Genomic DNA, 8166 nt, shown 5'->3' with positions numbered 1-8166 from the left:
CAATCAGCGATATTACTGTCCAGGTCAGAGGTTGAGGGTTGAGCGGAGTCGAAACCCGTCTGCGAAATAATTGTGTCCACCGACTTATTGGAAGGCAAGCCCCAGCTTCTGTGTTGACCCAAAAGTCTCAGACCAGGATCTGTGAGATTTCCATGCGGTTAACCTACTCGGGCTGCATGAGCCTTAGCTGCTGGTTGTCGAGACTTTGACCAGAACCTGAGGTGTGCAGTTGCAGTAGTTATCTGCCTGCTCAATTAGCGTCTCTAACTCTACGCCTGCAGCTTGGCCTAACTCAGTTTGAAGAAGTTCTGAAGGACGGTAGAGGAAAATATCAGAGAAATCACCATCAGGAATTTCTGGTAATTGCCAACCAGCATCAGCGTCTGGAGGCGGCAGCAGAATAAACTGCGTATCAGCCGTCAGTGAATGGCTTAAGGATATCGGCAGACTAAATTCCACATCACTGATAACTAAGGGACTTGCTGCCTGATTAATGATGGCAGCCACCTCATGATGAATATTCTCATCCGCCTTATGCCACCAAGTGTTGGAACTCACTAACACGAATGAAGACACCGTTGAAACTGATAAAAAGAACAGGCAAGCCAATATCCAGAATCGTTTCATCTGCAAACACTGACTGGTCATCAAGTACCCAAAAGTAATTTGCAAGCTTAGGAGTGACGGAATTAAGTAGCTCCCTCGCGTCGTCAACTGGCCACCCTTACCAAAGTCATAGGCCAGCAACATTAAGAAGGGCACAACAAGCAGACAAGCCAGAAACCAAAAAGTTTTGTTGGTCGCAAATCGTTGCAAATAGATATAGGAATAGACGATCGTGGCAACTAGCAACAACAAATATCCGAGAAACGCCAGCAGCGCCACTTTGGAACTCGCGTCGTTGATGCCAAAGTCGGCGAAGGATAAACTCAGGTTTCGCAGCCATCCCTTGGGATAAGACAGCAAACTCCCGTGGGGCACCGCCGCATAGTTGCTCGGGGGATCATTAATGATCACCAGGAGCCAGGGACTAAAAGCAACCAAACTCGCCAGGGCTGAAGCCACAAACATCAGCATGACGCGGCTAATTTTGTCTCGTTCAGACAGCAGAATATATAGCCCGTGGGCAAACAAAGTTGTGATGGCAAATAAAAATGTATAAAGGCTCGCAACCACTGAAACAAAATATAAAATCCAGTTCTTAGCGGTCGCTTGCTTTTGAGCCCTTAATAGTAAAACGCTTGAAATTAGGGTGGTTAGTACCCAGAGGCTATAGGGACGGGCCTCCTGAGCATACAAAATTTGAAAAGGAGAAACGGCGACGAAGGCGGTCGTAACCCAACCGACAGCTGACTTTTCAAACAGTTGCAAGCAAAGCCAATATACAAACGGCAAACATGACAAACTTATCAATGCCGTTAATAGTCGATTGATAAACGTGGAATCTCCCAGTAAGCTGTTCCACCCGCGGGCCAATACGAAATAAAAAGGGGTTAATTGTGGTTCAAATTCCTTAAGACCATTGACAGTATCCGCATAGCTAGTGCTGCTATTTGCATACTGATATTCGGCAATGTCAGCTTGGCTGACTAGTTCTCCAGTGAACAGCTTGCTATAATCAGCAACGTCAAGAAGATGGCCCGAAACTTGCAATGATGTGAACACTTCATCGCGCCAATATATCTTGCCATCCAGGTTGTAAAACCTCAGAAAAATGCCAATAACTAAGACCAAACCAATGACATACTTTCCGACTTTAAATAGAGTACTCTCTTGAGAAAAAACGTTTGCTTTTTCCATAATGCTTAAGGGGAATTCTATAGATTGAATACTTGAAAATTAGAATCAGGGAAAGACTTATAGAATAGCGCCACAATATCGAGGTTCCTGACCTCTAGCGCATCAGCTTGGATACAACATGCCAGCAGCAAAGGCGATCGCTGACCATGGCTGCTGGCAATGTTCAACGTTGAACATTGCCAGCGACGGCGGCTTTACTTGCTGCTGGGATCAACCTGTGTCACCCGCCAACTAAGCTTCATGTTCAGCCAGAAGTTCCAGACAGTGACCAACCCAATGGCGATCAAGTTGGCGGCGTATGCCCATTTCTGACCGAAGATCAGGTTGTAGATCAGGTTCAATGCCAACACGTTCAGCACCAAACCCGCCAAACAAATCATGTTGAACTTCAGGAACCGCTTAAACCTTGCGCCCCAGCCTTTCTGACTGCGGCTAATCGCCGCAAAAGTCCACAGGTCATTCCAAATAAAGTTATTCAAAATCGCGACTTCGGCTGCCAGGATCTTACTCCTGGTGAGCGGTAAGTCAAGACCAGTGTGTAGCAGGTACAGCACTGCCATATCAACAAAGACACCACTTAGGCCCACCAAGGCAAATCGGAAAAAGGCCTTAGTTGGGAAATTGCGGCGAATTTTGCCAATGCGCCCCCGCGATCGCAGCCGCAGCAAATGATGGATGTAATCGATGTATTGCTTCCACGTGACTTTACTAGCACCAGCAGTGCGTTCTTGAAAGACGTATCCGGCTTCGTCGATGACGTCAACCTCGCCCCGGCCAATCACTTCTAGCAGAATTTTATACCCGCGTGGGTTGAGCTCAGTGTCGGCGATCGCCGCCCGTCGGCAAACAAAATAGCCGCTCATCGGGTCGCTCACCCGCCCCACAACGTTGGGCAAAATTAACAAGCCGAGCACCTGCGCCCCACGGGACAAAAACCGCCGAATAATGCTCCATTCGCTAACGCCGCCCCCTTCGACATGGCGACTACCAACAGCTAGGTCAGCGCCCCCCTGCACCTTGGCAATCAAGTCTAATAACACTTGGGGAGGGTGTTGCAAATCAGCGTCAATGACGCCAAGAATTTCGCCCTGGGCAACTTGCCAGCCCCGAATCACCGCCGAAGACAAGCCTTTCTCCCCAACTCGGCGCATCACTTTAACTTGCGGATAAGTTTGTGCTAGCTGCAGACCAATTTGCCAGGTCTCATCCGGGCTATCATCATCCACCACAATCAATTCGTATTGATTAGGAACCGCAGCATCCAGAATACCCGTCAACTTCTCAACCAGCGCTTGGAGGTTGTCTCGCTCGTTAAAGGTTGGAATAACCAGTGAAAACAGCACGTTGCAGGTGACTGCATCACTCCCATCAGCCTGCTCAGTCGCATAAGGCGTCAACCCATTAGTGACTGGCCTCGCACTGACGGCTCCAGGCACGATGAGTTTGCCCGCAGGTGTTTCGACTAATCGCTGCTGTGATTGAATTTCTACCGATTTAGAATAAGTCATAAAGATAGTCCAATTCGCGATATTATCTGGCAAAAACTACTGAGTAGGCTGGTAACGCTGGCGCGGCTACTGCAGATCTGTGATACTTCCATCGATAGCGCTTCCGTAGCTAAGAGATGCCTAACAAGCCAGAGTTCCTTATTTTCAGGCAAGATAGCGTACCTTTTATCAAGGTAAGGAAATGTCGTGATCCACGGAGGCAACCTAATGCTACGTAACGGGAGTGGGGAAAACTGCCTACAAAAGCAGCAAGCTTAGCAATCTCATAGGGTTTTTACGAGTTTATACGGACCAAACTGGCAGTCAGTAAGCTCACGATGAAATTCATAACAACTTTATAAGCGTTTCGCGGTATCTTTACAGACTAAATTCTTTCTCACCAGCGTCTGAATACATTAGCTTTATTGTCGCTCAAGTGCTTTATATCAAAGGCTTTGGTGACACATGGCGGGTACAAAAACTGCGCTCTGACCGACCTGACCGCTTCATCACCGCGACTGGGAAAATTACGGAGCAAGCGTCAACTCTTTCAGGGCTGAACAAAGACTCGCGTGCCCAGGCGGATGCGCTCATACAGCTCAACGACATCGGCATTACGCATGCGGACACAGCCATGAGAGACGGCTTGGCCGATGAGGTGCTCATCGGGGGTGCCATGAAACCCGATCTCGTTATTGCCGTCTGTCCAAAAGCCAATCCAACGCACCCCGAGGGGATTATCCGGGCCGGGGGGCACCAGCTCCCCAGTGAAGGGATGCTGCCAGGTGGGATGCTGCTGGCGTTGTAATACGGTGAAATTGCCGGTGGGTGTTTCCCAATTTGTGCGCCCGATCGCGACTGGATAGCTGACGACTTGGCGATCGCCTTGATAACCATACAGCCGCCGTTCCGACAGCTTGAGGACGAGTAGGGTCAGGCGCTCACTGGGCTTCGGTAAAAACAGACTGGGGTCATCAATTGCTGGAGGTGCAGCGACTGACGACAGCGCAACGCTTGTAGAGGTGTCCGGCAACTGTAGCGGCTGCGCTGTCGCCCAGGCCGCACTGGCAAAACTAACGATGCCGCTAGCCACGCCAACTCCTAGGCAGTGCCATGACTGCCGCAAAGTGGCTAACATAACCGTTTGGTAACTGAGCAATGCTGGGGTAGACATGGCTAGGGCTCAACCACGACCATCATGCCCATGCGCACATGGCTGTAGAGGGCCAATACGTCTTCGTTGCGCAGTCGTACGCAACCGTTAGAAGCGGCGCGACCAATGGAAGAAACGGTCGGTGTGCCATGAAACCCAATAATGCCGTTCGACATTTCGGTAAAACCGATCCAGCGCAGGCCCAAAGCACTATTTGCACCGGGAGCAAAGACCTCTCCCGTCCAAGGGCTCTGCCAGGAAGGATTTTCAATCATTTGAAAAATTTCAAACTGTCCCGTGGGAGTCGGGGTGCCCGGAGCCCCAATTGCCACCGGATAGCTGTCGATAGCGCGATCGCCGTCGTACACATAAACGCGCCGCTCGCCAAGCTTCAAAATGATGCGGTCAGCTCGGGGAATGTATGTCGGTAAATGATCGTCACGACGACCCAGCGCATAACCTACACCCGCTGCGATGGGAGTGCGATCGGAGGTGTAGTCAAGTTCTAGTTGGACAGGGTCAAGCGAAGCCGTCAGGACTTCTGCTTGAGCGCTGGGGGCGATGACGACAGTGGCGCACAACATGGCAGTTGCCCAATACCACCGATTCTGACGTTTAATCATCGCTGCACTATGTCTCCCTGTCCGCTAACGAGATGGAATGTAACAGTACTCAAGGGCTGTTACTGCGATTCTACCAAAGGCCAGGAACGGGCGCGGCAGTCTCTTCTTCGACGATCACCTCTTCTTCGATGATCACTTCTTCCTCAACGATGACCTCTTCTTCTTCTTCTTCAGCCATTTCTGCGAGGATGGCTTCTAACTCAGCGACCGTATCGGCAGGGGCCAAAACGCCGTCAATGACGTGAATCACGCCATTAGTCGCGGGAATATCAGTCGCCACGACAGGAATGTCACCAACCGTAACCATGTCGTCGCTAACGACGACAGGCAGCTCAGTACCTTCCAAAGTTTCCACAGGGCCTGTCATCAGATCGCTAGACATAACAGCGCCGGGGACAACGTGGTAAGTCAAGATGTCGGTCAAAATATCTTGGTTTTCAGGCATCAGCAACACGTCGAGGATGCCTTCGGGCAGGGCGTCAAACGCTTCATTAGGGGGAGCAAAAACTGTGAATGGGCCTTCTCCCATCAGTGCTTCGGTCAATTCTGCAGCTTCTAAAGCAGCTTTCAAAGTGCTGAATTCAGGGACTCCGCTCACAATCTCGGCGATATTGGCGGAGGGCACCAACTCCTCAACCACTTCTTCGGCTTCCATTTCCATTTCCATCATGGTGTGATCATCGGCCAGAGCCGGAGTCACAAAGCCGAGTCCCAATACACCAGCCAAAGCTAAAGTCTTTGCAGAAAAGATTTGAATGCTCATTAAGTTCAACTGCCTCACACAAAATGTAAATTTCTGTAAACTTACCCGATATCAGCCACAATTACAAGTGGGGATAGTAAGTATCAGTATTTCTCAGTACGGCCTCGCGACCTCAGCAATCCCGCTCAGGCAGAGCGGTTAACCCAGAGCTTCCCACTGGTTCAGCCCTGCACGAAACCATCGGGGGTGCGTTTGGCCTGAGCAGCGTCAAAGCCCATCACTCGGCAACATCGACTCAGCGGTGAGAGGCGACGGGCTCCCTCCAAACGTTTCGAGTAATCACTTTTCAGCAGCTTCTCCAAGGGCGGACAGGCTTTGACCAACTCAGGCCAAATGGCAATTTCGGCAAAGTTGAGAATTGCTGAGTTAAGCACTCATTGGCGGATGGCGGAGAATTGGCCGCGATTGCAGAATTGGCCGCGATTAATTGTGGGCTTAGCGGTGGACGGCGCGGACAATGTAGTAGCTCACGGAGAGGGCGATGAGGGCGAGGGCTAAGCCAATTAAGCTGACTCCCGACACTTTCTCCAAGTCTAAGATGATGAGCTTCCGGCCAACGGCGGTCAAGGCTGTGGCGATCACGAGTTCGACCTGTACAACGTGCCGCCGGATATAAGCCGTGATGTTTTCTAAAATCTCTAGGGCAATCAATACGCTGAGAAAGAGGCCAAAAATTTCCGTCAGGGTGGTGGTAAAAAAGCCCATGCTGTCGGTAACTAATAGGGAGTGGTAGAGCACGATAGCCAAATCAATGACCGTCACGAGGATGACGATCACCATCGCGATCGACAGCACTTTAGAAACGATGCCTTCAATTTGGCCCAAGCGCTTGAGAAAGACGTCGTCTTCCCAGTTGCGCAGGAGATTTCTAAACCGCGAGTTGGATTGCCGTGCCATGCTGCCTGATCAAAAGGGGATGCTGTGAGCATAGAAGATGGACTCCCCTTCGGTAAAGTCGCGACTGTGTGGGTCACACCGAGCTTGTCGGCGATAAATTCGGGTACAGCATTGCCGGCGATAAAACCATTTCTCTCCTGGTGCTTGAAGGGGGTGATTTGTCGTTTGGGTGTGGTTTTAAAGAGGCTTTCTAGCATCGATAAATGCCAGCTATAAGCGCGGCGATCGCCCTTGATATCTCGACGAAATGCGGGGCTTAGGGACGATCGCGGATGAGGGCGATGTCCTTGGTATCGATTTCTGTAACCGGGTCGATGGCGGCACCGACGCTCCCTACGATTAAAAGTCGGAGGGATTTCAGTTTCCACAATTGCTGACTTCTCTCCTCACACTTCATCGATTCGTGAGGAGGTTATGGAGATGAAAGGTCTAGTGAAATCTTGGTGGGGGCGCTCGATCGCGCTAACGCTTTTAGTGGGTAGTAGCGTATCGGCGATCGCCCTGCCCAGTGTGGCGCAGTCCCCGAAGGATTTGCCCAATTTGTCCACTTTGCCGTTAGCAGTCAGCATAACCATGCCCCATCCCCTAGAACAGTCGGTTTGGCAGTTGGTGAGTTATCGCGATGCCGCTGGCGAACTGGTGACGGCCTGGGGGGACAGCCCCGCCACGATGGAATTTCGAGAAGGCCGAGTGACAGGCACCACGGGCTGCAATCGCTTTTTTAGTGCGTACACGCTGACGGGGAATGAGTTGGCGATCGCCCCTGGGGGCAGTACCCTCATGGCCTGTTTTCCTGAAGCGTTGGCCCAGCAAGAAGCGGCGATGTTGACGGGCTTGGGGGCAGTGACGAGCTATGACTTAATCGGGGACGAACTGCGGCTGCTCGACGGTGCGGGCGAGGTCGTTTTGACGTTAGCCCCCCAAAGCGCCGCCGCCTGGCTCAACACCGATTGGACCCTGACGGCCTACAACAACGGTCGCGGCGGCCTGGTGACCCCGTTACTCGACACCACCATTACGGCTACCTTTGACGAGGCGGGGCAGCTCAGCGGGTCGGCAGGCTGCAACAACTATCGTGCCGCGTTCACACAGCTTGATGACACATTACAGATTGGGGCCGCGGCCAGTACGCGCCGCTTTTGTGCGGTGCCAGCGGGCACCATGCAGCAGGAACAGGACTTTTTAGCCTTGTTGACCGAGGTGTCGGCCTATGAAATCGCGGGCAGCCAGTTAACCCTCTTGAATGCGGCGGGGACAACTTTGGCGCAGTTTTCAACTGCGATAGCCCCGCTAAGGGAGTTTCACGAGCCAGCAGCGGCAAAGATTTGCGCTTTGCGCTCGGGCTCGCCTCATCGGTAACAGATCGAACTCTGACAAGTCGTTAGTCTTTGTTACACAATGTCAAATGTGAGATGCACCCGTCTTGCTTCCTAAGTATTGACG

General features: G+C 51.6%; 8 protein-coding genes. 1 reads left to right on the top strand and 7 read right to left on the bottom strand.

Annotated elements, in window-relative coordinates; all coding sequences use genetic code 11:
• Positions 1-183: 183 nt before the first annotated feature.
• The 7 genes from JUK32_RS11020 to JUK32_RS10990 all read right to left on the bottom strand — a co-directional run bounded on the left by JUK32_RS11020 (position 184) and on the right by JUK32_RS10990 (position 6723).
• A complete protein-coding gene (locus tag JUK32_RS11020; RefSeq protein ID WP_204138904.1) occupies positions 184-1800 on the bottom strand; it encodes a glycosyltransferase family 39 protein in 1617 nt (538 codons plus the stop codon).
• Between the two features lie 194 nt (positions 1801-1994).
• Positions 1995-3308: a glycosyltransferase gene (locus tag JUK32_RS11015; RefSeq protein WP_204138903.1), complete on the bottom strand. Its 1314-nt coding sequence runs from the start codon at positions 3306-3308 to the stop codon at positions 1995-1997.
• A 529-nt stretch (positions 3309-3837) separates the two neighbouring features.
• Entirely contained in the window at positions 3838-4461 is a 624-nt protein-coding gene (locus JUK32_RS11010) for a L,D-transpeptidase (RefSeq protein ID WP_239112550.1), read from the bottom strand.
• A gap of 2 nt (positions 4462-4463) precedes the next feature.
• Positions 4464-5063 carry a L,D-transpeptidase gene (locus JUK32_RS11005; RefSeq protein ID WP_239112549.1) on the bottom strand — a complete coding sequence of 200 codons (600 nt, stop codon included), beginning with the start codon at positions 5061-5063 and terminating at the stop codon, positions 4464-4466.
• Between the two features lie 70 nt (positions 5064-5133).
• Positions 5134-5826 (bottom strand): fasciclin domain-containing protein, encoded by a 693-nt coding sequence (locus tag JUK32_RS11000; RefSeq protein ID WP_239112548.1) that lies wholly within the window; start codon positions 5824-5826, stop codon positions 5134-5136.
• Between the two features lie 161 nt (positions 5827-5987).
• Complete coding sequence (locus tag JUK32_RS10995) at positions 5988-6200, bottom strand: hypothetical protein (protein WP_204138902.1); 213 nt, start codon at positions 6198-6200, stop codon at positions 5988-5990.
• A gap of 61 nt (positions 6201-6261) precedes the next feature.
• Positions 6262-6723, bottom strand: coding sequence for a phosphate-starvation-inducible PsiE family protein (locus tag JUK32_RS10990; RefSeq protein ID WP_204138901.1), 462 nt, complete (start codon positions 6721-6723; stop codon positions 6262-6264).
• A 420-nt stretch (positions 6724-7143) separates the two neighbouring features.
• On the opposite strand from JUK32_RS10990, the gene JUK32_RS10985 reads away from it, so the two are divergent.
• Positions 7144-8082, top strand: coding sequence for an META domain-containing protein (locus JUK32_RS10985; protein WP_204138900.1), 939 nt, complete (start codon positions 7144-7146; stop codon positions 8080-8082).
• Positions 8083-8166 lie beyond the last annotated feature (84 nt).

Origin of the sequence: Halomicronema sp. CCY15110 (assembly GCF_016888165.1) — a bacterium.
GTDB lineage: Bacteria > Cyanobacteriota > Cyanobacteriia > Phormidesmidales > Phormidesmidaceae > Halomicronema.
Note: the sequence above shows the minus strand (reverse complement) of the source record. Positions and strands in the feature narration are given on the sequence as shown.